Origin of the sequence: Paraniabella aurantiaca, from assembly GCF_050309965.1 — a bacterium.
Lineage (GTDB): Bacteria > Bacteroidota > Bacteroidia > Chitinophagales > Chitinophagaceae > Niabella.
Genome location: NZ_JBLOSY010000002.1, coordinates 219,919 through 246,142 on the forward strand (window position 1 = coordinate 219,919; position 26,224 = coordinate 246,142).

18 protein-coding genes are annotated in these 26,224 nt (G+C 42.7%); 8 read left to right on the forward strand and 10 right to left on the reverse strand.

Features of this window, described 5'->3' with window-relative positions:
* Nucleotides 1–430: 430 nt before the first annotated feature.
* From ACLOAU_RS15690 to hepC, 3 genes are read left to right on the forward strand one after another with little or no spacing between them, the layout of a single operon-like run.
* Nucleotides 431–1,639 (forward strand): glucuronyl hydrolase, encoded by a 1,209-nt coding sequence (locus ACLOAU_RS15690; RefSeq protein WP_427862844.1) that lies wholly within the window; start codon nucleotides 431–433, stop codon nucleotides 1,637–1,639.
* A gap of 59 nt (nucleotides 1,640–1,698) precedes the next feature.
* On the forward strand, nucleotides 1,699–2,538 hold the full coding sequence (locus ACLOAU_RS15695) for a heparin lyase I family protein (protein WP_427862845.1): 840 nt from the start codon (nucleotides 1,699–1,701) through the stop codon (nucleotides 2,536–2,538).
* A 53-nt stretch (nucleotides 2,539–2,591) separates the two neighbouring features.
* On the forward strand, nucleotides 2,592–4,562 hold the full coding sequence (gene hepC / locus ACLOAU_RS15700) for a heparin-sulfate lyase HepC (protein ID WP_427862846.1): 1,971 nt from the start codon (nucleotides 2,592–2,594) through the stop codon (nucleotides 4,560–4,562).
* Nucleotides 4,563–4,881: 319 nt separating this feature from the next.
* Here hepC and ACLOAU_RS15705 read toward each other — a convergent pair whose 3' ends face one another.
* Both ACLOAU_RS15705 and ACLOAU_RS15710 read right to left on the reverse strand, forming a co-directional pair.
* The gene (locus ACLOAU_RS15705; RefSeq protein ID WP_427862847.1) at nucleotides 4,882–5,883 is read right to left on the reverse strand and encodes an aldo/keto reductase; all 1,002 of its coding nucleotides are present in this window, start codon (nucleotides 5,881–5,883) and stop codon (nucleotides 4,882–4,884) included.
* A gap of 80 nt (nucleotides 5,884–5,963) precedes the next feature.
* Nucleotides 5,964–6,872 carry a helix-turn-helix domain-containing protein gene (locus ACLOAU_RS15710; protein WP_427862848.1) on the reverse strand — a complete coding sequence of 303 codons (909 nt, stop codon included), beginning with the start codon at nucleotides 6,870–6,872 and terminating at the stop codon, nucleotides 5,964–5,966.
* A 115-nt stretch (nucleotides 6,873–6,987) separates the two neighbouring features.
* On the opposite strand from ACLOAU_RS15710, the gene ACLOAU_RS15715 reads away from it, so the two are divergent.
* Nucleotides 6,988–8,232 carry an MFS transporter gene (locus ACLOAU_RS15715; RefSeq protein WP_427862849.1) on the forward strand — a complete coding sequence of 415 codons (1,245 nt, stop codon included), beginning with the start codon at nucleotides 6,988–6,990 and terminating at the stop codon, nucleotides 8,230–8,232.
* 412 nt (nucleotides 8,233–8,644) lie between these two features.
* On the opposite strand, the gene ACLOAU_RS15720 is transcribed toward ACLOAU_RS15715, so the two are convergent.
* Complete coding sequence (locus tag ACLOAU_RS15720; protein WP_427861404.1) at nucleotides 8,645–9,547, reverse strand: IS3 family transposase; 903 nt, start codon at nucleotides 9,545–9,547, stop codon at nucleotides 8,645–8,647.
* A 2-nt stretch (nucleotides 9,548–9,549) separates the two neighbouring features.
* The gene (locus ACLOAU_RS15725; RefSeq protein WP_427861403.1) at nucleotides 9,550–10,095 is read right to left on the reverse strand and encodes a hypothetical protein; all 546 of its coding nucleotides are present in this window, start codon (nucleotides 10,093–10,095) and stop codon (nucleotides 9,550–9,552) included.
* A gap of 1,036 nt (nucleotides 10,096–11,131) precedes the next feature.
* On the opposite strand from ACLOAU_RS15725, the gene ACLOAU_RS15730 reads away from it, so the two are divergent.
* Nucleotides 11,132–12,004 (forward strand): sensor histidine kinase, encoded by an 873-nt coding sequence (locus ACLOAU_RS15730; RefSeq protein ID WP_427862850.1) that lies wholly within the window; start codon nucleotides 11,132–11,134, stop codon nucleotides 12,002–12,004.
* Nucleotides 12,005–12,435: 431 nt separating this feature from the next.
* Here the strand turns inward: ACLOAU_RS15730 and nhaA are convergent, their stop codons facing one another.
* Nucleotides 12,436–13,761, reverse strand: coding sequence for a Na+/H+ antiporter NhaA (gene nhaA / locus ACLOAU_RS15735; protein ID WP_427862851.1), 1,326 nt, complete (start codon nucleotides 13,759–13,761; stop codon nucleotides 12,436–12,438).
* A gap of 587 nt (nucleotides 13,762–14,348) precedes the next feature.
* Between nhaA and ACLOAU_RS15740 the strand changes: the two genes are divergently transcribed.
* The 3 genes from ACLOAU_RS15740 to xylA all read left to right on the forward strand — a co-directional run bounded on the left by ACLOAU_RS15740 (nucleotide 14,349) and on the right by xylA (nucleotide 17,730).
* Complete coding sequence (locus ACLOAU_RS15740; RefSeq protein WP_427862852.1) at nucleotides 14,349–15,200, forward strand: transketolase; 852 nt, start codon at nucleotides 14,349–14,351, stop codon at nucleotides 15,198–15,200.
* 37 nt (nucleotides 15,201–15,237) lie between these two features.
* The gene (locus tag ACLOAU_RS15745; RefSeq protein ID WP_427862853.1) at nucleotides 15,238–16,191 is read left to right on the forward strand and encodes a transketolase family protein; all 954 of its coding nucleotides are present in this window, start codon (nucleotides 15,238–15,240) and stop codon (nucleotides 16,189–16,191) included.
* Nucleotides 16,192–16,401: 210 nt separating this feature from the next.
* The gene (xylA, locus tag ACLOAU_RS15750) at nucleotides 16,402–17,730 is read left to right on the forward strand and encodes a xylose isomerase (RefSeq protein ID WP_427862854.1); all 1,329 of its coding nucleotides are present in this window, start codon (nucleotides 16,402–16,404) and stop codon (nucleotides 17,728–17,730) included.
* Between the two features lie 103 nt (nucleotides 17,731–17,833).
* On the opposite strand, the gene ACLOAU_RS15755 is transcribed toward xylA, so the two are convergent.
* The 5 genes from ACLOAU_RS15755 to ACLOAU_RS15775 all read right to left on the reverse strand — a co-directional run bounded on the left by ACLOAU_RS15755 (nucleotide 17,834) and on the right by ACLOAU_RS15775 (nucleotide 26,224).
* Nucleotides 17,834–19,765 carry a sialate O-acetylesterase gene (locus ACLOAU_RS15755; protein ID WP_427862855.1) on the reverse strand — a complete coding sequence of 644 codons (1,932 nt, stop codon included), beginning with the start codon at nucleotides 19,763–19,765 and terminating at the stop codon, nucleotides 17,834–17,836.
* An 84-nt stretch (nucleotides 19,766–19,849) separates the two neighbouring features.
* Entirely contained in the window at nucleotides 19,850–20,902 is a 1,053-nt protein-coding gene (locus tag ACLOAU_RS15760) for a glycoside hydrolase family 43 protein (RefSeq protein ID WP_427862856.1), read from the reverse strand.
* Between the two features lie 61 nt (nucleotides 20,903–20,963).
* Nucleotides 20,964–22,415, reverse strand: coding sequence for an MFS transporter (locus tag ACLOAU_RS15765; protein WP_427862857.1), 1,452 nt, complete (start codon nucleotides 22,413–22,415; stop codon nucleotides 20,964–20,966).
* 60 nt (nucleotides 22,416–22,475) lie between these two features.
* Nucleotides 22,476–23,603: an endo-1,4-beta-xylanase gene (locus ACLOAU_RS15770; RefSeq protein ID WP_427862858.1), complete on the reverse strand. Its 1,128-nt coding sequence runs from the start codon at nucleotides 23,601–23,603 to the stop codon at nucleotides 22,476–22,478.
* 23 nt (nucleotides 23,604–23,626) lie between these two features.
* Nucleotides 23,627–26,224, reverse strand: coding sequence for a glycosyl hydrolase 115 family protein (locus tag ACLOAU_RS15775; protein ID WP_427862859.1), 2,598 nt, complete (start codon nucleotides 26,222–26,224; stop codon nucleotides 23,627–23,629).

The following is a 26,224-nucleotide window of genomic DNA, read 5'->3' on the forward strand; positions in this document are numbered from 1 at the left end:
TATTAGCTAGTTGGCTTTTGATTCAATTGACCGGTACTCAAAATTTAAATGCGACAAACTGTCGTGAGGTTAAGTTTAAGTACGGGCGTTTTATTGTTTGAAAAAATCAACCGGCACAAATTGCTGCTTTAGACCTCATAAATATAGAATGCAGTTTTACGGAAGGCTTTAAAAATGGGTTTTTCTTTTTTCGATTTGGGTTATTTTTCAGGTTGTTTGTGGATTTTTATAAGATTTTTTATTTTATGTTATTGATTATCAATTATGTTGCAAAACAATGTCATTGCAAAATGTTTGCACCCCGTTGATCTTGTTTTGATATTCTTTTTTCAAATTTCATCCAGTTTTAAAATATTAAACTCCATATTGAAAGGGTTTGCTTGGGGTGAAATCTATTTTTACAGCACACACTTAAGAAAAGATAAAACACATGAAAAGACGATTTTATGCCATTGTTTCAGGCCTTTCTTTTTTTGCTGCTACCCAACTTTATGCGCAATCAGCCCCATCAAAGAACTGGTTCCGTCAGTCGGTTTCAGTTATTGAACAGCAGCTGAAAGGAGCCGCAGCAACCTTCACGCCAGGCTTAAACCCCCGGTCCGTAAATCCAAATGGTACGGTGCGTACCGCTCCCTATACCGACTGGACCACCGGCTTTTTCCCGGGATCGCTTTGGTATGGGTATGAATTAACCGGCAATAAAGACCTGGCTACCTCAGCCCGAAAGTTCACGCTGGCCCTAGACTCTATCCGTTATGTCACCAAAACCCATGATCTGGGGTTTATGCTCTATTGTTCTTACGGAAATGCCTGGCGCATTACCGGTGATAAAATGTATTTACCGGTTTTGGAAGACGGCGCCCAACATCTTTATCAGCGATTCAGCCCTAAAACAGGTGTCATCCGGTCCTGGGATTTCGGTGATTGGAAGTTTCCTGTGATCATCGATAATATGATGAACCTGGAATACCTGTACTGGGCAGGCACCCAATTCAAAAAGCCGGTATACAGCCAGGTTGCCAATACGCATGCGCTTACAACGATGAAGCATCATTTTAGAAAAGACTACAGTTCGTACCACGTTGTGGACTATGACCCGGTTACAGGCAAAGTACGCGGTAAAGAAACGCACCAGGGTCTTACCGACGAATCGGCCTGGGCAAGAGGTCAGGCCTGGGGTCTTTATGGTTATATTATGTGTTATAATAATAGTGGCGATGCGCGGTTTTTACAACAGGCACAGCATATTGCCCGCTTTATTATGACGCACCCGAGAATGCCGAAAAATAAGATCCCGGTTTGGGACTTTGATGCACACAATGCATTGGATGCCGACGGACGTGCCCCCCGTGATGCTTCTGCAGCTGCTGTTATCGCCTGTGGTTTGTTAGACCTGAGCACTAAAGTAAAAGACGGTAAAATATATGCTGATTATGCTGAAGATATATTAGAAGCGCTATCATCTCCCGATTTTCTGGCTGCACCCGGTGATAATCATTATTTTCTCCTGAAGCATAGTGTGGGGGCATTTCTCTACAACTCAGAAATTGATACGCCGTTGAATTATGCAGATTATTATTACCTGGAGGCGTTGAAAAAATATGCTGCGCTGAAGAAAATTGCACTGCCATTGCAATAAGACCTTACCGCATAGCACAGGTGTTTTAATTTATTGAAGGTTAGTTTAAAACAATCAACATGAATAAACGATTACTTTCCGTTCCGGTTGCGGCAGTTGCCGTGCTGCTTGCAGGAGCATCATCCTGTACAAAAAACAATACGCTGAAGGGGCAGGCAAGCCTTCAAACAACTGCAAGGTCGGTTACGGCAGGCGACACTATTTTAAATGTAACTTACGAAAGTGGAACCACTGACTCCGGCATCCCGGGACTTCCGGGTAGTGATGCGTCCGCGCCGGATGCTGCTTACATGGTAAGCCCCGGCGCTACCGGTAATTATGCCATAGCTCATAAAGTAGTATATGGCGATTCTGCCTATTATTCTGATGGTAATTGGAGAAGCGAAACCACCGCCCGGTTTCTAACTTACACGCAATTTACCCCGGGGCAGGAGCGGCGTTACGAATTTAGCGTGCTCCTGAAGGATTGGCCGGCCTGGACCAGCGCAGAAAGCGCTACCCGCTCTAATATATTCCAGTGCCGTGTTAGCAATAGCAGTGCCTACGTACCGGTAATGGTCCGTTTGCAAAGAAACTCCATACAAATACGTAGGGCCGACGCATCAACTGCTACGCTTGTAACCAACTATATGGATTATGCCAATCAGTGGATGCATTTTAGAATAGATGTAAAATGGACCATGGATAATACGGGGTATATCAAAACCTATAACAAGCTTCCGGGGCAATCGGGCTATACGCAAAGTTCTTCAATTGAAAATATAAGAACTTATACCGGCGATACTACTGTAAATGGAGGTGGAAAATTTGGATACGCCAAATGGGGTGTATATGGTGTGCCCGACAATATAACAGGTATTGCTTATCATGATGATATAAGAATTATAGCATTAAATTAATAATCGAAGCCCGCCACAGCTACTGCTGTGGCGGGCTTTAGAATAAAAGTACAATGAAGCAAACAAGGTATTTCCTGCTATTAGCCATGCTGATCATTAGTGTTTTGTCCCATGCCCAGCAGCATATAGCCAAAGAAAGTTTCAATGAAATTAATCTCAATTATCCCGGTCTTGAAAAAGTAAAAGCGCAGGTACAATCCGGTAATTACCAAGAGGCGGCTATTACGCTGCTCGCCTATTACCGGAACAAGAGCAAAGAGCCCGATTTTAGTGCTGCTGAAGAAGAGATTGAGTTAAATCAGCCGGTTGCCAAATCTGCTCAGGCTGCCGCTGACAGTGCGTTGCAGCACCGGTTTCAGCCTCATAAAGGCTATGGCTTTTTTAACTATGGTAAGGATATTAACTGGCAATACTGGCCGGTAAAAGATAACGAAGTGCGTTGGCAATTACACCGGGTGAAATGGTGGCAATCAATGGCACTGGTATACAGGGCTACTAAAGATGAGCGTTATGCAAAGGAGTGGATGTTGCAGTTTGGCGACTGGGCCCGGAAGAATCCGCTGGGGTTGTCAAAGGACAACGATAAATATGCCTGGCGTCCATTAGAAGTGTCGGACCGGATCCTGAATCTCGCGCCTTCCTTTAATATTTTTGTACATTCCCGCCATTTCACGCCGGCTTTCCTGATGGAGTTTTTGGTAAATTATCAACAACAGGCAGACTATTTATCGCATAATTACGCAGACAGGGGGAATCACCGGCTTTTTGAGGCGCAGCGCGTTTTATTTGCCGGGGTTTCTTTTCCCGAATTCAAAAACTCAGCAAGCTGGAGAGATGGAGGTGTTGCTATTCTGAACGATGAAATAAAGAAGCAGGTGTACCCTGATGGCGTACAGTGGGAGCTGTCGCCCAACTACCATGTGGCTATGATCAATACGTTTTTAAGTGCGCTTCGCTCTGCACAAAAGGCCGGTATGGATCAGTTGTTTCCATCCAGCTATAAGGAAACAGTAGAGAAAATGATCCTGGCAACGATCAATTTTTCTTTTCCTGATTATACTTATCCCGTATTTAGTGATGCAAAGCTGGTAGATAAGTCATCCATGTTGAAGTCGTATGCGAGCTGGGCTAAAGCTTTTCCTGGTAATGAAGTGATCCGGTATTATGCAACGGATGGCAAAAAAGGTAAAGCTCCGTCTTATCTTTCACATGGCTTAACTACTTCCGGTTTTTATACATTCAGGAATGGGTGGAATACAGATGCTACGGTAATGGTACTAAAAGCCAGTCCGCCCGGCGCTTTCCATGCCCAGCCCGATAATGGAACTTTTGAGCTTTGGGTAAAGGGCCGCAACTTTACACCAGATGCAGGATGTTATGTATACGCCGGTGATTCAACCATCATGAAGCTGCGCGATTGGTATCGGCAGAGCCGCGTACATAGTACCTTAACACTGAATAATGAGAATATGGTGATCACAAAAGCGGTTCAGCAGCAATGGAAAACTAAAAAAGATCTGGATGTACTCAGCTATACCAATCCAAGCTACAGCCAGCTCGCTCATCAGCGAACCGTATTATTTGTGGATCAGAAATATTTTATAATTATTGACCGTGCTGTAGGTGAAGCTAAGGGTACTGTTGGTGTTCACTTTCTGCTTAAGGAAAAAAGTAACCCTGTTTTTGACAGGCAACAACAAAGGGTTTACACCACTTTTAACGACGGGAATAATTTATTGATCCAGAACCTGAGTACCGGCCCTGTTTCATTAGAGGAAGAAGAAGGCAAAGTATCCTATTCCTATCGGCAGGAACTGACGCGTCCGGCATTTGCTTTTGAAAAAAACAAACAGGGAGCCGCAGCCCAAACATTTGTTACGGTATTGTATCCTTTCAGTGGTCAAAAGCCGCCGGTAGTAACATTAAAAGAGCATTCAGAAAACGATTATGAAAACAGATCCCTTCGGCTTACCCTGACAGTTGATGGTAAATCCAGGAACATAACGCAACGCATATTACCTTAAAAGACTGCTTGAATTTAAAGTGAGTCTGATAACAAACCGGCATCAATTTTACTGAAATGCATCCGACTGGTTTGTGAGATACAAACCTCAGCATTGCCCTGACCAGTGTCTCTACTGGCTGGGAGGAAACGGTAAGCTATAGGTAATAATAATATTGATACCTGTTTATTATCATATCTTTTCTGCAGGCGGTAATGCGTAAAGAGATACTTATAAATCTTCATTAGCAATATTTAGATTATGGCCAGCCTGAACAATATGACCAGGCAACCAGTAAAATTGTTGCTTTACTGGTTGCTATGGTCGGTTTCGGGTTCTTTTACCGGTTCACCATTTTCATGGAACCTTCGTTGTACCGTTCACCGGTATTAGGATAAAGAGCCAGCAGGTCTTCAATATTTTGCAAATCTTCTTTGGAAAGTGCTATTTCTGTAGCTGCTGCGTTTTCCAACAGGTAGTTCACTCGCTTCGTGCCGGGAATGGGAACAATGTCATCGCCCTGTGCCAGTACCCAGGCAAGAGCCAATTGTGTTCCTTTAATACCCTTGCTCGCTGCTATGGCGTTCAGGCTGGCCGCAAGTTTCCGGTTGTTGTCCAGGAACTCCTCCTGGTAACGAGGTAAGCTGCGCCTGAAATCCCCTTCGGAGAGCTGGTCTGATTCGTTAATGTTAGCAAACAGGCCGCGTGCCAAAGGCGAGTAGGGAACGAGGGTGATGCCCAGTTCCCGTATCGTAGGCAATATATCCTGTTCAATGTCGCGGCTTAGCAGGGAGTATTCGCTCTGGAGGGCCGTAATAGGGTGTACTGCGTGTGCTTTACGAATAGACAACGCCGATGCTTCGCTCAAGCCAAGGTATCTGACTTTCCCTTCCTTTACCAGTTCTGCCATTGCGCCTACCATATCTTCCACCGGGATGGCCGGATCAATACGGTGCGCATAATAAAGATCGATGGTCTCAATTTTTAGCCTTTTAAGGCTGGCTTCTACTGCTATTTTCATCCATTTAGGAGATCCGTCAAAATAGGTATTTGCTGTGCCGCTGGGCCCGGCAATGCCATTGCGGAACCTGAACCCGAATTTGGTGGCAATGAAAATTTTTTCCCTGTTAGGTACCAGCACCCTGGATATCAATTCCTCGTTGGCACCGTTAGCGTACATGTCTGCTGTGTCCCAAAAATTAATGCCCAGTTCCAATGCTTTTTGAAGCGTAGCTATGCTTTCTTTTTCATCAGCAGGGCCATAGGCAAAACTCATACCCATGCATCCCAGGCCAATTGCCGAAACCCGGTTGTTGGTTGCCGAAAGTGTTTTGTATTTCATCGTACTTTTGTTTTGTTACCCAAAAGTAGATGGATCTCTTTACAACAGAATTACCGGAATCAAACCAATACTTACAAAAATCAAACAAGGGTTTTTCTCTGTGCTACAGGGCTTAGGCCTGTATGCTTTTTATAGAAGTTACTGAAGTGCGCAGCATATTCAAAGCCAAGGCTATAGGCAATTTCTGCTATATTCCAATCAGAATGTACCAGAAGCGCACGCGCCTCCTTGGTGATCCGTGATGCAATATGCTCCGTTGTGGTGCGGCCCGTAGCTTGCTTTATTGCCCGGTTTAGATGATTTACATGTATTGAAAGGGCATATGCATATTGTTGAGGATTGCGTAACACAAGTTTACGGTCAGGAGCATCTATAGGAAACTGTCTTTCCATCAGTTCAAAAAAAAGCTCGGTGATTCTCGTGCCGGCATTGATATTTCTTTCGAAGATCGCTTCCCTGCGGCTCTTCATAGCCAGGTGTATAAGCAGGTGCATATAATTTCTTAAAACATTGAATTTATGCAGATAATCTGAACTCATTTCCTGTTCCATCTTATGAAAAAAACCGGTGGCTTCCTCCTGCTGTTGCTGATCAAGAAAGTATACCGGGTTGCTTCCAATCCGAAAGAATGGTGAGTCAGAAAGGGTTGTGGTCTTTTCGTCGTGCTGAAGAAAGTCTTCGGTAAATAAACAGAACCAACCGGTTTGCTCACTGGATATTGCTTCCCAGGAGTAGGGCACCAATGGATTGGAGAATAATAGGGCAGGGCTGTCAATATAAATCCATTTATCAGCAAAATGAAGTTTGCCGGTTCCGATAATAAAAGACACTTTATAAAAATCCCTCCGGCTATAACTGGTTTTGGTGCTGCAGGTTTCACGACGGAATACATTAAAATGCCCTGCTCCGGTATTATTAATAACCTCAGATTGAATAGTACTGCCTGAATGGCGTTGATAAAAATCCTGTATTGACTCAGTTGAAAACATGCACGAAGTTATAAAAATCAAGCATAATTGTAAGCAGTGTGTCCGGGTTGTTGAGTAGATGAATAAACTGTCTTATCTTGGAAGTTTTAACGATAAGCAAAGCCCCGGATATTGTATGACTTTACGGTTACGTTTCCAACTGTCCCTGATGATGTTCCTGGAATTTTTTATGAAAGGATCCTGGTTCGTTACACTGGGCACTTACTTAAAAAGCAACCTGGGAGCTTCAGCGCTGGAGGTTTCAAACATTTTTTCAACGCAGTCACTGGGTGCGGTGGTGGCTCCGTTCTTCATCGGTTTTATAGCAGACCGATACTTTAATGCAGAGCGTGTAATGGGTGTTTTGCATTTGATAGGGGCCGGTTTATTACTGATGATGTACCGGGCCGATAGCGCTGCTGGTATATATCCATATGTGCTGCTTTACTTTATTGGTTATATGTCTACGCTGGCCCTCACCAGTTCGGTAGCATTCAGAAATCTCACCAATCCCCAAAAACAATATCCATCCATACGCATCTTTGGCACAATAGGGTGGGTGGTTGCAGGCTTTGCTATCAGCTACCTGTTTCACTGGGATTCCAAAGAAGCGGTTGTCGCGGGGGCATTGCACAAAACCTTTTTGTTGGGGGCATCCTGCTCTGCGGTTCTGGGCTTGCTTTGTTTCCTACTGCCGGCTACACCACCGTTAAAGAAAAATCAATCGTCATTTGATTGGCAGGATGCCCTGGGTTTACAAGCGCTGAAACTATTACGTCAAAAGAGCTTTCTTATCTTCTTCCTGACGGCCATCGTTATCTGTATACCTATTTCATTTTACTACCAGCACACTAACCCGTTTCTGGTGGCAACGGGTTTGCCCAATCCTACCGCTAAAATGGCATTGGGACAGCTTTCTGAGGCGCTGTGCCTCTTATTGATCCCATTGTTATTTGCCCGACTGGGATATAAAAAAATGATCCTGCTGGGTATTGCCGCCTGGGCATTACGTTATCTTTTGTTTGCATATGGCAACGGCCAGGACCTTTCATTTATGCTGATCCTGGGTATTGTATTGCATGGTATATGTTATGATTTTATGTTTGTGGTAGGACAGATTTATACCAATAACATTGCTGGTGAACAATACCGGTCTTCCGCCCAGGGACTGGTCACTGTTGCAATGTATGGCGTCGGCATGCTGATTGGGTTCTGGATCGCAGGTTTTGTAGCCGACGCGCTTATGGCTTATGAGGGAACCCGGTATTGGCGCTACCTGTGGTTAACCCCGGCAGCAATGGCAACGGTATGCCTGCTGCTTTTTGCCGGATTGTTTAAAGAACAACAGCCCGGAGTTTCGAAAGAAGTGCAGCAGTTGTAATAGAACTTTTTACTAAGTTTTTGCATTACTAAAATCCATCCTCTTACCAGTCATTTAGGTGAAGGTTTTGCGCTGCCGTTGTTGTGTCTTTTTCTATACAACTGAGGCATGGATAGGTTGTTACATTAGCGTTCAAGCTACATCAAACATTTATAACTAATTTAAAGTGGTACTACATGCAGTTGGTGACAATCACCAACTGCGGCGAAACAAAGCTTTTTAGCGAAGGTTTTGTATATCGCTTCTGTATCCTGGCTATATCCTTTCTGTATCCTTTGTATATCGTTTGTATATCGCTTCTGTATCCTGGCTGTATCGTTCGTGTATCCTTGTATCGTCCTAAATTAGCTATACAGGTTAAATAATAAGTCCTGATATAGTTATACGAATATAATTTTCAATCCTGTAATGACTATACAGTTGCTTTTTCAAAATTATAATTTTGGTTATAGTTCTTCCATCTTTTATTAATCTTTCCGGATTTAAAATGGGCTTGATCAGGGGTCATGTAGTCGCAACTGGCATGCGGCCTTAAGCTATTATACGCATTGATACTTTTATTGATAACATAATTGGTCTGCTCAAAACCAAGCTGGTTATTATACAAATTAAATTCCGTTTTTATTATTCCATTTACTCGTTCTGCCAATGCATTTTCATATGGATCGCCATTTTCAGTCATGCTGATTGCTATTTTATTTTCCAGCAACAGGTTTACATATTGATGGGAACAATATTGAGAACCTCTGTCAGAATGATGGATAAGCTGCTCATTATATATTCTGTTATTTAAAGCCATTTTTAAAGCTTCTATACACCCCTCAGCGGACAGGTCATTGCGGAAGCTGTAGCCCATAATTTTCCTGGAATAAGCGTCTGTAATTAAACTTAGATATCCCCATTGATTACTTATACGGATGTAGGTAATATCACTGACCCAGATTTGTTCGGGCCTGGTTATTGACACAGACTTTATCAGGTTGCCATATTTACGCATCCAGTGCCTTGAGTCCGTTGTAATAACTTTTCTTTTTCTACGACGGATCAACAGCATGTGCTCTGCCAATAAATCAAAAAGATAATCTCTTCCTATACTGATTTTATGAGAAACAAGCCTGTGCTGTAATAGGTAATGAAGTTTGCGGGTACCTAATGCCGGTAATTCTTTGCGGATATTAATTACTTCCTGGATAATAACATCTTCTTTGACCAGGCAGTTTTCTTTGCGCCATAATGCATCGTAATAAGCATGTCTTGTTTTGCCAAACAGTCTGCATAACACAACCATCCCTTTATCCGGGTGATCCTGTTTCATTTTTATGACTGCCTGGCACCAGACTTTTTTCTAATATCAATTTTTAATTGTTCTTCGGCCACATCAATTAAAGTATTCAGCGCTTTTATCTTTAGCTCAGCCTCTTCCAATGCTTTTTGCAGAGCCGCTGTTTGTAACACTTCTTTACTTTTTTTCTTTTTACTCATGGACTCATGCTTTTCTATACAAATCTCTACGTTTTCTGCTTTATATTGATGAAGCCATGACCTGATGGTGCTTGAAGAATTGATTTTATAGGCATCCTGAGCTTCTTTGACGCTCATTCGTTTTTGCTCGATAGCACTGACAATGGTGCGTTTTTGAAGTTTTGTATATGTTTTTCGCTTGATATGCTCATGATAATTTGTTGAACCATATTTTTTTAACCAGATATTTAAGGTGGATACTCCAAAACCATAAATTCGCATGGCTTCTTTTCTGGGCAATCCTTCTTCCACTTCTTTTACAATTTTTAAAATCAATCGTTTGTCATAACGTGACTGTCCGTCAGATCTGGAAACATAATTTGTTGGTTGATTTGATTCCATATACACTTGTTTGGTGTATAGCTATCTTAGGACAAGACACCTTTCTGTATCCAGGCTTTGATTCGTGACATAGCCAGCTGCGGCGAAAAATATAAAAAAGGACAACTATTCTACCTCTTAATCAACCTTAAAAAATCTTCCGGCGTTAAATCCCTGGCCACGCCCATTTTATGTAAAGTGTACAAACCAATTCTGTAGAGCGTATTTTTCGATTCAGCAATTTGTCTGATGGTTTTCTCATCTACATCATGCTCTTCCGCAAATGACCGAATGGAGGGCTACTGATTGTACCACATGGGACTGTCAGACACAACCCGGCAGTATGGCTGAAACACTAAGCATCTATCGTTATTTCAGATGGATCATTTGCATGCTTTCGAAGATGATCCCTTTATTCCACGAAGTTTATAGCCAGGATGTTAATACTTTATATATTTTAATAATATTAGAATACGATTAGAAATTCAAGGCAATATGAATTGTTTTGCAAGCTTGAAGTACTGTTTAACGTATATTAGCAAAATATATTAGTTGTGGCACGGTATTTTATATGATTGCAACATTGAAGTCAAATCCGGCTTTTTGCCACCTGGCCAATTCCGTTAGATGACTGTTACATATTGTCATCTCAGCAAATCTAATCGAAACACATAAAAATATTAAAGAGCGTGTTAGTAGGGCTAATACGAACCCCCAGCAAGATTGCTGGGGGAGGGCTTATACCTCCTGTTTCAACAGGAGGTCATTTTAAGAAGGGTTTGAAGTATTATAAATCATTCAACTTCAGCATGATGCAACAATTACCGTGCCTTAAATACGAAATGCTTCCTGGAAATGACTAATACTGTTCATCTTGATGCTGGTCCAGGCAATCGATGCCCAAAACTGTGTATCGGGAATAAAAAATATGTACTATATTTTAACAATGATCATTATGATTGTCAGCAGCTTGGGGAGAACTTTACACATTATGGCTGCATGTAATAGTACACATTACCTAAATTTATGGGTTGAAGCGACCGGTCAAAGGAGAGTAATGTATACACCAACTTTAAATCTGATTATTGAAATATTTATGGTACTACTTTGGCTAACCTTGCTGGTGCTGATTATTGTGCTGATAGCATGTATTATATACAGGTACAGGCAACTACAGGTGGCACGCAGTCGTATCCGCCTTCTCGAGGCATTGGATATAGAAAAAGACAAACTGTTTACGGTAATTGGTCACGATCTCAACAACTTCGTTAACATGGGACATGCAGGATTACAGCTTTACAGGTCGGGAAATTTATCGGTCGAAGATCAGCAGTTGATCCTGGATGGGATCGAAGAAAAGTTCTATACATCATCAGTAACGCTGCAGAGTCTTTTGAACTGGGGAAAATCACTTTTTAAAGGGATTGCAATCAACCCAAATACCTTCAACAGCACTGAGTTGATCAATGCAGAACTTGGTTTAGCCGGGGCCACCACAAGAGGTAAAGGTATTAAAGTTGTAAACTCACTTCCAGTTAATCTGCCTGTATATGCAGACCTCGATCATTTTAAGTTTATCGTACGAAACCTGATCTCAAATGCAGTAAAATTTTCCCGTACAGACGGAACGATTACCATTAACACCTCCGGCGAAAGCCAGGAGGGTTTTGTGGTAATGGAAGTAACGGATAGCGGGGTTGGCATGTCATTAGAAAAGCTGCAACAGGTTTTTTTCCCTTTCGGTGCCAGTACAGAAGGGACTGCCAAAGAAAAGGGAAATGGTATAGGATTAATGTTGGGCAGGGAGTATGCAAGGCAGAACGGTGGAGAACTATGGGCTGAAAGCCAGGATGGAAAAGGCACTACTTTTTATCTCGCGTTAAGGACGCATCAACATCAATTGAATTTTGCACATCATAGCCGGCGATAACTTTCCTACAGGCTAAACAAGCTATAATAAAAATGATGTATATCGATACAACCTGCGTATTGGATCGAAGGACAAAAAGATAATAATACACAGCTTAACAGCTTTGCAAATGCCAATCAATTTTCAAAATGGGGCGTCAGTTGATTTGCCCGCAATGGACATAAGCAATAGCCTGCTTTACTCTTGTTTAACAGGTCTTAAAAAAAAGGCCCGGTTCTAGACAGAACAGGCCGTTGCTAACCTATGAAAAACACCAGTGGTAAAAATAGGAAAATTTTTATAAGAAAAAACAAATATCTAAAAATCCTTTTTATTGTATTGATATTAAGTAGTTTATATAGATATATTATATTTATAAACTAAAAATAGGCGCACAGGTAATAAAAGGCAGCCTCATTTTTGGGTACTATCATCAGTGCTTGCTATCGGTCTTATTTATTCTTTCCTCCTTTCAGCAGTAGGTATCCGGCTACACCTCCCATAATAGATGCCGCAAAAATGCCCATCTTGGCCTGGGTGATATATACTTCGTTGCTAAATGCGAGTGAGGTAATAAATAGCGACATGGTAAACCCGATAGCCGCTAAAAGCCCTACTCCCAGCAGGTTTTTAAAGTTCATGCCCTCGGGAAATGATGCTATTTTAAGCTGGATCATCAGTAGTGTGAAACCAACTACACCGACAAATTTCCCCACTAATAATCCTAACGATACGCCCCAAAAGATATTATTGCTGAAAAGGCTTTCCATATCAATTTGCAAAGAAACGCCCGCGTTAGCCAGGGCAAATATGGGTATGATGATAAAAGTGACTAAACGGTGCATTACATGTTCGAGACGTTGCAGGGGAGGCGTGGCTGCCTCTGTTGCTTTCTGAATCTGCTCTACCACATGAAGCTGTTCGTTGGTAAGCGTTGGTTGGTCATCGCTGGGATCTATCCCTTTAAATACCTCAAGATACTTTTGAATCTTCCCGGTAAAGAGCTGTTCTTTGATCTTTACATCGGCAGGTATTGTAAACGCAGCCAATACTGCTGCTATTGTAGCGTGAACTCCCGAGAGTAGAAATTCTGTCCATACACCACCAATTCCAAGAACCGCATAAAACAGGATGCTGCGTATCCCCAGCCTGTTGCCGAGGTACATTGCCAGTAATACACCGCCACCAATAACCAAATGCATCAGGGAAATATCCGAGGTATAAAAAAGAGCAATAACCAAAACAGCGCCGAGATCATCTACAATAGCTAACGCAGTTAAAAATATTTTAAGCGATAGTGGAATTTTTTTGCCCAGCAGAAATAATACACCCAATGCAAAGGCAATATCTGTTGCCATGGGAATTCCCCAACCGCTGTGTGCATCACCAGAGTAGTTAAAGGCCAGGTAAATAAGCGCAGGCACCAGCATACCTCCCAAAGCAGCACCAATGGGCAATAAGGCATTGCGTACATTTGATAATTGCCCTGCTATAATTTCCCGTTTGAGCTCCAGGCCTACCACGAAGAAGAAAACCGACATCAGGCCGTCATTAATCCAGTGATGCAGGTTATATTCAAAAAAAGTCTGGCCATCCCATTTAAAACCAAGTTTATGTTCAAGGAAATGATGATAGCCATCTGACCAACCCGAATTTGCTAAAACAAGTGCCACCACAACACTAATGCCCAGGACAATACCGCCTGATTTTTCCAGCTGAATAAATCGCTGTATCGGACGTACGAGTTTGTCTATCGGGGCTTTCTTTTCTGTAAGCATTAAATATCTCTAATTTGTTTAAAGTTCAGCCGTAAAAATACTCAAACCCTTTCTAAATGGATGTATTTAAAGGCAGGAGCAAGAGCTTAGTTCCGTAACGGGCTGTTTTTATTTTAACCCGGGAAGCAGTATAAGGTCTATTATCTTCTTAAAACAGAGGCGACGTTGTCTTATACACCAACGGTTAATTTATCCGTTATAAAAATACGGGCCAGAGAGTGAAAATTCCCTGGCCCATTACGATTGCGTAAAAACGATTGAAACATATGCAATCAACGATTGAAAATCAAAAGTACATTAAAAATGCAATCGATTTAAATCTCAAGTAGTAAAATTTAAAAAATAAGGATAGCTTATTTTTAGCCCAATCATACGGCATCAGAAATAGGCATGGCTGTTGAATAAGATGCTCTGCTGACTTGAATAAAGGCCGACATACTGGTTGGCAATTTTCAATTAAAAAGAAATATTATTAAAACAAATGCAACCGATTGCATTTTTGATTAATTATACATATTTTTGCCCATGGCAATACTGCTTAGTCATATCCTGGTCGGAATCAATTAAATTTTTTAACCAATTTTCAAATGAGTAAAGAACTTTCAATTGCCGGTTTAGAAGATCTGGCAACTCAGGTAAGGCGCGATATTGTACGCATGGTCCATGGTTGTCAATCCGGCCATCCGGGCGGATCGTTGGGTTGTACAGATTTTTTAGTGGCGCTTTATTTTAAAATAATGAATCATGATACCTCTTTCAGCATGGAAGGAGTGAATGAAGATTTATTTTTTCTATCCAACGGGCATATATCGCCACTATTATACGCGGTGCTGGCCCGTAGCGGTTATTTTGATCCTGCGGAACTCAGCACATTCAGGAAGATTAATTCAAGATTACAGGGGCACCCTACCACGCATGAAGGATTGCCGGGTATACGGATGTCGTCTGGTTCATTAGGTCAGGGCCTTTCGGTAGCTATAGGTGCGGCTATCACAAAAAAAAGGAGAAATGAAACCAGCCTGGTTTTTTCATTGCATGGCGATGGTGAACTGCAGGAAGGCCAGATTTGGGAAGCCGCGCTTTTTGCCCCTGCCAAAAAGATAGATAACCTGATTGTTACCATTGATGTGAACGGACAGCAAATAGATGGTTCCACTAACGATGTATTGTCTTTGGGCGATTTAAGAGCTAAATGGATGGCATTTGGATGGGAAGTGATTGAACTCGAGGGAAATAACATGGAGGAAGTAGTGAAAGGATTAGTATTTGCAAAGAGCAGGGCTTTCAGAGGTAAGCCGGTTGTTATTTTAATGCATACCAATATGGGGCAGGGTGTAAGCTTTATGATGGGCTCGCATAAATGGCACGGTATTGCACCCAATGATGAGCAGCTTAGCATAGCACTTTCCGAACTTCCTTCAACATTGGCCGATTACTAAGATTGCGCCATCCCTATCATTTAAAATAAACTCAGTAATGACTAAATATACATTTACAGAAAAAAAAGATACCCGGTCAGGATTTGGCGCCGGTTTAGTGGAAGCTGCGAGGAGAAATAATAAAGTAGTAGCACTTTGTGCTGACCTGATCGGCTCTCTGAAAATGGAGGCCTTTATTAAAGAGTTTCCCGAAAGATTTACACAGGTGGGAATCGCGGAAGCCAATATGATGGGTATTGCTGCCGGTATGTCTATAGGAGGTGAAATACCTTTTACCGGAACCTTTGCTAATTTTTCAACCGGCAGGGTGTATGATCAGATCAGGCAAAGCATTGCCTATAGCGGGAAGAATGTAAAAATATGTGCTTCACACGCAGGATTGACATTGGGAGAAGACGGTGCTACGCACCAGATTCTCGAAGATATAGGCATGATGAAGATGTTACCCGGAATGACGGTGATTAACCCCTGTGATTATAATCAAACCAAAGCTGCAACAATAGCTATTGCTGACTTTGAAGGCCCGGTTTACCTTAGGTTTGGCCGTCCTGTAGTGCCCATCTTCACCAGGGAAGACCAGGTTTTTGAAATAGGCAAAGCATGGATGGTGAATGAAGGGTCTGATGTAAGCATATTTGCTACCGGGCATTTGGTTTGGGAGGCCATACAAGCTGCTGAACAATTAGAGGAGATGGGAATTAAAGCTGAAATAGTAAATATTCACACCATCAAGCCTTTGGACGAAGAGGCTGTTCTTAAATCGGTTGCTAAAACCAGGTGTGCCGTTAGTGCCGAAGAGCACAACAGAATTGGCGGTTTGGGAGACAGCATTGCTCAGCTACTGATCAAACATGATCCTGTTCCGCAGGAATTTGTAGCTACTGACGATACTTTTGGAGAGAGTGGTAAACCGGCGGAACTAATGGAGAAATATGGTCTCAATGCTGCCAGTATTGTAAGGGCCGCTCAAAAAGCGATGCAGCGTAAATAGCACCTGACAAATTGTATAAACTAAATCGATTAAGGTGTGAAGTCCTTAATCGATTTTTGAAAGTTCGCAGTCTATATATTTTTACTGCAGTTAGTGGCAGTGCTGTATAACCGGGATATATGCCTGAACCTATCAGGGGGGATCAGGCTGTTTTTTTGATAAAACGATTTTGCTATCAATATTTAGAAATTAAAAAATATAAATTCAATTATGAGTGTATTATTAGGCGATCAGGAATACTTTAAAGATATTCCACAGATAAAATATGAAGGTCCGGAAAGCGATAACCCATTAGCTTTTCGCTGGTATGATGCAAACAGGGTAGTGGCAGGAAAAACGCTGAAAGAGCATTTTCGTTTTGCCTGTGCTTACTGGCATTCGTTCTGCAATGATGGTAACGATCCTTTTGGTCCGGGTACCCATGTTTTTGGCTGGAACAGCAAAGCTGATGCTGTAGGCAGAGCCAAAGATAAGATGGATGCAGCTTTTGAGTTTATCACCAAAATGAACCTGCCGTTTTATTGCTTTCATGATGTAGACCTGGTGGATTATGGAACGGACGTAAACGAGAATGACAAAAGATTGCAGGCTGTAGTAGATTACGCCAGACAAAAGCAGGCTGATAGCGGTGTGAAATTATTATGGGGTACTGCCAACGTGTTTTCCAATCCGCGTTATATGAACGGGGCTTCCACCAATCCTGATTTTCATGTATTGTCTCATGCCGCAGCCCAGGTAAAAGCCGCCATTGACGCTACTATAGAACTCGGTGGCGATGGTTATGTGTTCTGGGGTGGAAGAGAAGGCTATATGACCCTGCTCAACACGGATATGAAAAGAGAGAAGGAGCATTTTGCCCGTTTCCTGCATACTGCTAAAGACTATGCGCGTAAGAATGGGTTTAAAGGCACTTTCCTGATTGAGCCCAAACCGATGGAGCCCACCAAGCACCAGTACGATTACGACTGCGAAACAGTAATAGGCTTCCTGCGCCAGTGGGATTTATTAGGTGATTTCAAGATCAATATAGAGGTAAACCACGCCACCCTTGCGGGACATACGTTCCAGCATGAGCTGCAGGTTTCAGCTGATGCGGGTGTGTTAGGTTCTTTGGATGCCAATCGTGGCGACTATCAAAACGGCTGGGATACCGATCAGTTCCCCAACAATTTAAATGAATTAACAGAAGCGATGTTGATCTTCCTGGAAACAGGCGGACTGCAGGGCGGAGGTATTAATTTTGATGCCAAGATCCGCAGGGCTTCAACCGATCCTGCAGATCTGTTCTATGCACATATCGGCGGTATGGATACATTTGCCAGGGCCTTGATCACCGCAGACAAGATCCTGTCTAACTCTGATTACCGGAAGCTAAAGCAGACGCGTTATGCTTCCTTTGATGCAGGTAAAGGAAAGGCTTTTGAGCAGGGGCAATTAACACTGGAAGACCTCCGTGCTTATGCGATTGAAGCCGGAGAGCCTGCTGTAACAAGTGGCAGGCAGGAATACCTGGAAAATATCATCAACAGGTTTATATAGTTTTTGAGTCCATAGTCGATGGTCCATGGTCTATAGGCTATGGACCATTGGCTTTTTAGTAAAAACATAGCATGCTAGTATTTTTAAACAGGTTAAAGCTCGTTTAATTTTCATCCGTTCTAAACGGAGCTGCAGGTAGTCCCTCCTTATTAAATAGATTAGGATTTACGGGATTATCGGCCCAGGCATAACGAACATATTTTGGGTCGGTAATTTCTTCTGCAGCAACAATAATACGATTTCCATCTATAACCGCCTTGGCCCAAACAAATTTCTTATCGGCTCCTGCAATGGCGAATTCTGAAACAGGTTCACCATCGTTGGTGGTAAGGCCACTGCCGGTGTTAGAAAAAGTGAGTATCATTTTATTACCATCCTTTACCGATGATTGCAGGGTAGGACCGGTGTAAACAATATCTTTTTTATACGCTATTTTTTCTGCTGCCAACGCCAGTCTTTCTCCCACTTCTTTTTTACGATCCGGGTGAATATCGTTCCACTCTCCCAAATCAATCGCCACTGCCATGGCAGTATGGGGCAAGGTTAATGACCGGGCCTGAGCTTCGCGAAACATCGCCCAACCCGATTCCCCGGGCAGGTAGTTGTAGTCCATAAAACCCGGCAACTGCACAAATAGAAAAGGAGCATCAGGCATTTGCCATTGCGTACGCCAGTCTTTGATCATGGCAGGTTGTATCCGCGCATACTCTTGCGGCTTACCTGTATTACTTTCGCCCTGGTACCAGGCAAATCCTTTAACGGAGAAGGGCATCACCGGTGCTAACATCGCGTTAAAAATAGCAGCAGGCTGGCTATGGGCTGCAATGTTCCCACCGCCGGCCATACCACGCAGCGGTGCAATAACCTGGCCTACTTTATACTGCCAGTAACCCGTAAGTGCAAGGGTATCTTTACCCGCGATTAACTGGTAAGGCTTATCCGGAACAAAACCTCCTTTACCTGCATTATTGGTTATCCGGACTACTAAAATATTCTTTCCCGGCTTTAATAAGCCATCAGGAACGGGATAACGGCGCTGCGGGTACATATAGGATGTTGTGCCTATCCTGATCCCATTCAGGTAGCATTCGTCAGCGTCAATAATTCTGCCTAGAAAAACTTTTGCGGGCTTACCGGTCATGGATGACGGTACCTCTATTTCTTTACGAAACCATACTACACCATCCAGGTTTTTCACACCCTGGTCTTCCCAATAGCCCGGAATAGCCATGTTGCGCCAGCCTTTAGGCTGATAGGAAACATCATACCATTTTTCTTCCTGGCCCTTATCTATCGGCCGCTTAGCAGTCAGGCCTCCATTATTGCTACCAGGTCTTCTTCGTAAATTATTTAAGTAGGCAGTGTCCCTGTTTTTTGCAATTGTAACAAGCTGGCCGGGAAACTCTGCAAAGCCTTCTTCGCTGGTCCATGCTTCAATGGGAGTGCCGCCCCAGGTGGCATTAATAATTCCAACAGGCACGTTGTGAGCCGCAGCAATTTTCTCCGCAAAGAAATAAGCTACTGCTGAAAAATCCATAACATCTGCCGGGTTAACATCCTTCCATGATCCGCCTGGTAAATCAGCCTGGGGCTGCGCCATACTGGTTACATTAGGTATTTTAAATTGCCTGATGTTGGGGTTGCTGGCATTCAAAATTTCAGTAGCATAAATAACATCGTGTTGGCGCATCATATGCTCCATATTCGACTGCCCTGAAAATAGCCATACTTCACCTACTAAGATATGATCCAGTATAATTTTATTTTTACCGGATATTTCCATGCTGTAAGGGCCGCCAGCCTTGGCAGGAGCCAATTGCAATGTCCACTTACCTTTAGTATCCGTTGTTGTTTTGTAGGTTTTATGGTTAAACCGAACGGTTACTTTTTCTCCGGCAGAGGCCCATCCCCAAATGTTTATTTTTGAATCGTGCTGTAAAACCATACTGTCCCTGATAATACGGGGAAGTTTTACCTGGGCAAAGATCACGGTGGATATCAATAAAAAGAAACTACTTAAAAAGACTTTAAACATTGACTGTTATTTGAATAAGTTGTTTAAACCCGGGGCATCCTGGCCATGTAAATAATGCCATCAAAAAATTTTAAGTGCCTGCTTTTATACCAAAACTTTTAAATCCTGGTAGGGATCTAAAGTTTTAATATATCCATTTTCATCATGTTCAATTTTAGCAACTTTAATACTGCGCAGATGAGTAACCCCTTTACTTAAACTGCTGTCGTGATAAAATAAATACCAGTCTCCTTTATATTCGGCAATTGAATGATGGGAGGTCCATCCCACTACCGGGTTTAAAATACGTCCCGCATAAGTGAAAGGTCCATAGGGGTTGTCGCCGATTGCGTAACAGATATAATGAGTGTCTCCGGTAGAGTAGGAGAAGTAGTATTTTCCATTGTATTTGTGCAGCCAGGACGCTTCGAAAAAACGACGGTCATTATCCCCCTGCAATAGGGGATGGCCAGCTTCATCCACTATTAAAACGTCTTTTGCCGGCTCTGCAAATTCCAGTAAATCATCAGTAAGACGGGTTACTTTAGCACATAATGCAGGCTCATTATTACCGGGTAAATGTGCAAACGGACTTTCGGGTTCTGCGGCGTTGAAGCTGCCGGTACGCCAGCGCTGTAGCTGTCCGCCCCAGATGCCGCCGAAATACATATAATAGCTTCCATCATCATCCTTGTATACCGCAGGATCAATCGAAAAGCTATCTTTAATAGCCTCGGGCTGTGGTGTAAAAGGGCCTGTTGGACTATCGGATATGGCTACTCCTATTTTAAAAACGCCATCGTATCCTTTTGCGGGAAAAAATAAATAATAGCTGCCATCCTTTTCATGAGCGTCAGGAGCCCACATTTGTTTTTCGGCCCAGGGAACGTCATTAACATGTAAGGCCAGCCCATTGTCAACAGCGTTGGCTTCCGGATGATCCATCGATATCACATGGTAATCTTCCATGGCAAAGTGGCTTCCCAGGTCGTCAAACGCATCGCCCGCATCTACGTCATGTGAAGGGTAGATGTAGATCTTTCCATTAAATACATGGGCCGATGGATCTGCAGTATAAATATGCGAAACCAAAGGACTAGAAATGGCTTTCCTGTCGAGTTCGTCGAAGTTGATATGTTGTATACTTTCTTCAGGCATGGTAATGAGTGGTGAATGGTGAATAGTGAGAGCGGAGTGGGTTATTAGATTATAAAAGATATCAGGAAATATTTCTTTTTGCTTTCAGGTCGGTTTCTATCTGAACCTCCATTTTTTTATTGATGGAGTAAAACAGCAACAATCCACATGCCAGTAAAAACGGAATAGCAGGAAATACGCTTACCAGCATTTTAGCACCGGTGGCAACGGTCTCAGGCTGCATGATCACTTGAGTTGCATCGCTGGAGATATACCCATAACGGCCAATTATTGAGGCTACCAAGGCACTACCTACACTTAAGCCTACTTTTAAGCCCACCATCATGGCAGAGAAAATAATGGCTGTTGCCCTTCGGTTATTTTTCCATTCAGAGTAGTCTGCAACGTCAGCAATCATGGCCCATAGGATAGGCGTGCTGATGCCATAAAATAAGCCATGAAGTATCTGTGATAAGAACATGATACCGACTGATTGTGGCGGGTAAAACACAAAGAACAATACAAACAGTGTGGAAATGAACAGGGAGATAAGAAATACATCTCTCTTGCCATATTTATCTGCAAACTTTTTTGAAAAGGTAATACCAACGATCATCATAATGATACCCCCGGCATTGAAAAGCCCAAAACCGGCAGACTTCGGATCTTCTCCAAAGAAATTCATGCCGACCGAGTTAAAGAAGCCGGTAACAGGCGCTATAAAATGCTTCAGGCTATTTTCATCAACATAATTATTAAAGTAATATACATAGGAGCCTCCTTTCATGGCGAGGGTAATAAAAATAAGGGTGGTAACCAGCAGCATGATCACCCAGGGACGGTTTCCTGTGAGGTCATTCAAATCATTTCTAAGTGTAGATTCCTGCTCTGCAGTTGGTATCACTCTTTCCCTGGTGGTAAAAAAAGTGATCAGCAACATTATTGTTCCAATAATCGCCAACCAGGTCATTACCGCTTCAATTCCTGCCGCTTTATCACCTTGCCCAACCGATAAAATGATCGGAAGCATAAATACCTGCACAAAGAACTGGGCAAACATTACGGCAACAAAGCGATAGGAGGACAGGCTATTTCTTTCTCCCATATCTCCTGTAATCACACCACTAAGGGCTGCATAGGGCAGGTTATTAGCGGCGTATAAAAGTAAGAGCAGAGAATAGGTTACAGCCGCATAAATCATCTTTCCTTTATATGCGAAATCCGGAGTGCTAAAAGCCAGTAGTGCACAAATACCCAGCGGTATGGCCGTAAATAAAATCCAGGGCCGGAATTTTCCCCATTTGGAACGTGTTCTGTCCGCCATGGCTCCTATCAAAGGATTGAAGCCAAAGCCGGCTATTAAACCTACTATCAGCGTAATAACGGATGCATCTTCCGGTTTAAGTCCGTATATATCTGTGTAAAAGAAAGCCAGGTATGTAACCAGGGTCTGGAAGACAAGATTTGCCGCCAGATCTCCCAAACTATAACCTATCTTCTCTACTACTGACAGCTTTGCAGTGCCCGATCTCATAAGATTAAATTTGAATGTTGATAATGAAAACCAGATGAAATAAATCTTTTCTTTAATGAACTATTTTTTGCCCTTAAGTGCTATGACACGATAAAATGCCGGTTTGGGCTTTCCCTGGCGATCAAATAATAATGGGTAGTTGGTACGTCCCCTGATGGGCCACCCGTTCAACCAGCTTTGCCCGTCATGCACTCCCCACATCGTAACACGGGAAATCTGATTACGATATTTTAAAAACAGCTTAAACAGGTTCTCATAGTCGTTGGCCAATTGCTTTTGTATAGAATCAGGTAAGCCATTTACGTAGGGATTCGATTTTTCGTTGGCCTGCATACGCTGGCTCACTTCAGCGCCGGTAAAGTCCCTGGGCAGTACCTCTATATCCAGTTCGGTAAATGCCACTTTTACACCCAGCGCGGCGTATTGTTGTATGCTTTCCTCTATTTCCCTGAAAGGAACCTTTCCTACATGCCAGTGACCTTGTATACCTACACCATCAATTTTTACACCTGCGGCCTGAACTTTCTTGATGATTTCTATACAGCCTGCGCGTTTTCTGGGTTGTTCATTATTGTAATCGTTATAATAGAGATCGCTATGGGGGTCGGCCGCAGCAGTAAGGCGAAATGCATCAACGATATAGTTATCTCCAAGCTTGTTGAGATATGCTGATTTTCTCAGGGTTCCGTCTTCATTCAGCGCTTCGTTCACCACATCCCAGGACTGCACCTTGCCCGCATACCGGCCGGCTACCGTTTTAATATGCTCATTAAAAAAAGTCCTTAAAGAATCGGCGCTCTGTATGCGGCGGGTGAATGCCGGCATCTGGCTATGCCAGATCAGTGTATGTGCATTAATAGCAATATTATTTTTTTTGCCATATTCGATCAGTGCATCAGCCTGGGCAAAATTATATTCACCCCATGATGGTCGCATTTCTTCAGCCTTCATTAAATTTTCGGGCGTAGCTGCATTAAATTGTTGAGGAACCAGCGTTGCTGCGATGGGATCACGGCCCTGCACCTGTGGCCAGCTCAAAGCAGTACCTATTAAAAAATCATCCTTAAAAATCTTTTTTAAAGAGGGGGTACTATTGCCTGTTGCATTTCTTGAAGAGCTGCAACTGCCTAACATTAAAACAGCGCACGCACCTGCGACTACATATGCGGCTGATTTTTTAAAATACATGCTCATTTTTTTGATTATTAAAGTTACTTTTTAAGGAGTGTCTCCTCAGGACCCAAATAGCTTGGTTTGAGGCCTCCCAGGTTAATAATTATCTTATGAATTACCACGCCCGGATCCTGCGTATAAATCCGGATGATCTGCTTACCTGCAGCAGCTAAACGGTGCTTTGTGGTTTTTATGTTCACATTGTTGGTAACCCATTGCGACCAGGTTCTTGAATCAACGCTCTCAGGATTGATAGAGACATTTTGTGGTTTATCGTCGTTTACTGTTATTGCATACTGCAACCCCGTTTTGGTGTTTTGGAAATTAAGTGTAGGTGAAAGTAATACCTGTATCTCAACATCGCCTTTGCCGGCAGTATACACTTCATACTCTACGTAGGGAGCCTGGATAATATCGGCCAAAGCATTTTTTGACAGATCGGGAAATAATGCCAGGGCATCACCTTCTCTTGCAAGACCAGTAATAGACTTCCATCTTGAATTTTTTATATCTTTTTTACGGGTATAATTAACTGCATTGATGGCAACATAGCCGTCCTTCTCGTAGAATAAATTCCCTTTGGCTGTTGCCGGAATGAGTGAAGCTGAAGTTGTAGACGCCTGTGTAAAAGATGCGGACTGACTGGATCCGGGACTTTCTACATAACTAACCTTTGGCATTCTTTGTACACGTGGTTCAGACCAGGATGTGTATCCAATGCGCTTCTGGTCCATCATATGGTTCCATTTACCGCCATTTAACTGGTGATATTCTACATTAATTATGGAATCTTTAATGTATAACTGTTTTACTTGGTCTGCATACCCGTTTGCCAGCGCATTATTTTGTTTTGCATAATATTGATTCCATGCCAGGGCTATATACATGTTTTGCAGATTACCATATGCTTTCACCGGGTGTAATACCAATTGATAGAAAGCATTTTTATATGCTTCAGGTATCTTTTCGTTCAGCTGATCAGCTTCTCTCAGCAGATTATTCCAGTCGTTTGATATTCGGTTTGCTTCATTATAGTTTTCTATACTGTAGGTTCGCGCTTCTAAAAGTTCCGGTTTTCTTCTTGAAGCATACAATGCATACTTCTTCATGATCTGGCCAATTTCTTTAGCCCAGGTATTGCCGAATTGCCGGGCGGCCCATTGTGTGTAATAGCTGTCCAGGTTGCCGGCATTCCATTTTTTTACATTCCAGGCCAGGTCTAAGAAGAAAGAGGTGGGTAATTCCATTGGCTTCAGGTCTCCAACGTTTACGATCCATATTTTGTCTACACCGTGATCATAAGCCAGGTTCATTTGCTCCCACACCCTGGCAATATTATTGGTGTTCAGCCAGCGATAGCTTCTGGGGCCACCAACGTAATCAAAGTGATAATATATACCATATCCTCCCTTTCTTTTCGGGGCATTAACTGCAGGCAACCGCCGGATATTTCCCCAATTGTCATCACACAATAACAACGTTACATCATCTGGTACTTTCATACCCATATCGTAGTATTCCTGTACTTCTTTATACAACGCCCACACCTGGGGCGTTTCCTTCGCCGGCTTTCCAGTTATCTTTTCAATAATGCCTCTTTGATCTTTTATGATACCTTCCAATTGTTCATAATTGGCTTTCATGCTGCCCATATCGTGCATGGCCTCGTCTCCGTCGCCCCTCATGCCAATCGTTACCATATTGTCAAAGCTCCTGTTACGTCTGAATCCATCTTCCCAGAACTTCTGCAAGCCTTCTTTGTTGGTGTGATAGTTCCACGCAGCATTTCCATATTCTTTTTTATGTACTGTCCATTCCTTTTGTGCCCTCATCATAGGTTCGTGATGAGAAGTACCCATTACAATACCATATTCGTCAGCCAATCGCGGATTTACCTCATCATCTTCGTTAAAAGCTTTACCCCACATAGCAGGCCACAGATAATTCCCTTTCAGGCGCAGTATCAGCTCAAACATGTGCTCATACATTTTGCTGTTAATGCCGCCAAATTTCTCGCGGGCCCATCCTCCAAAGGCTGGCTCTTCATCATTGATAAAAATGCCTCTGTATTTAACAGAAGGTGATGAGTAGCCGTAAGAACCATTTTTAAAATATGCGGCTGGCCTCTTCTTTACGGGCACATCAGCCCACCAATGCCAGGGCGATACACCCAATTGTTCAGAGAGCTCAAATACTCCATACGAGGTTCCACGTCTGTCACTTCCCACTATAACCAGTGCATTTTGCAACCCGGCAACCGGGGTATTTACTGTTTGTAATCTGAAGGCTTCCCATTGATCCTGTATGTTGTTGACATCAATTTTCTTTTTGGCGACCAGGCTTTTTATGATAGCTGAACCAGGCAGTGAACCTATGATGATAACCTGTTTTTCTGATTTGGATAATGAGCCGATGACAGCAGGCTTTTTACCTGTAACTGCTTCAATATCTTTTTGCAGTAATGCTGCTGCTTTATGTACCAACTGGTCATCAGCCGGATCTACATATATGGATGTGGCTTTTGACACGGTGGCAATTGGAAAATTGGCGCCGCTATTTTTTTCGGCGATAAAATGCTGTGCCTTTATCAGAAAGCATAGAATAATAGCTACAAGTGTTAAAAAACTTCTTTTCAT